The organism is Variovorax sp. E3 (genome assembly GCF_016082275.1).
Lineage (GTDB): Bacteria > Pseudomonadota > Gammaproteobacteria > Burkholderiales > Burkholderiaceae_C > Variovorax.
In genome coordinates this window covers 1-742 of record NZ_MOWM01000366.1, presented here as the reverse complement: position 1 = coordinate 742, position 742 = coordinate 1, and the positions used below count along the sequence as shown (strand labels likewise).

At 66.0% G+C, this 742-nt stretch carries 1 protein-coding gene; it reads left to right on the top strand.

Annotated elements, in window-relative coordinates:
* On the top strand, positions 1–742 hold a 742-nt coding region (locus tag BMG07_RS40895; protein WP_198089233.1), incomplete at both ends, for a ShlB/FhaC/HecB family hemolysin secretion/activation protein.

Here is a 742-nt window from a genome sequence, read left to right as displayed (position 1 = left end):
GGCACCGAAGGCCAGACCGTTCACTACTCGCTGCCGTACGGCTACTGGCTCCTCGGCTTCACCGCCTCCAACAGCCAATACCACCAGAGCGTGGCCGGCCTGAACCAGGACTACATCTACGCCGGCAAGAGCAACAACGCCGAGGTCAAGCTCTCGCGCCTGATCTATCGTGACCAGCACCGCAAGACCACGCTGGCCATCAAGGGATGGCGCCGCGAGTCGCGCAACTTCGTGGACGACACCGAGGTCGAGGTACAGCACCGTGTGGTCGGCGGCGTGGAGTTCAGCGTCAACCACAAGGAGTTCATCGGCGATGCGACGCTCGAAGGCACGCTGGCTTACAAGCGCGGCACCGGCGGCTTCGGCTCCCGCGTCGCACCCGAAGAAGAGTTCGGCGAAGGCACGTCGCGCCTGAAGCTGTACACCGCCGACATCAACCTCAATGCCCCGTTCAAGCTCGGTGAACAGAAGCTGCGTTACTCGGGCCTGATCCGCGCGCAGTGGAACCGCACGCCGCTGACGCCGCAAGACCGCTTCTCCATCGGCGGGCGCTACACGGTGCGCGGCTTCGACGGTGAGACGAGCCTGCTGGGCGAGCGCGGCTGGCTCATCCGCAACGACATCGGCTGGGCCGCGGGGCAGAGCGGGGCGGAGCTTTATGCAGGCATGGACTACGGCCATGTGGGCGGTCGCTCGACGGTCGACCTGCTCGGTCGCAGTCTTGCTGGCGCGGTCATCGGCG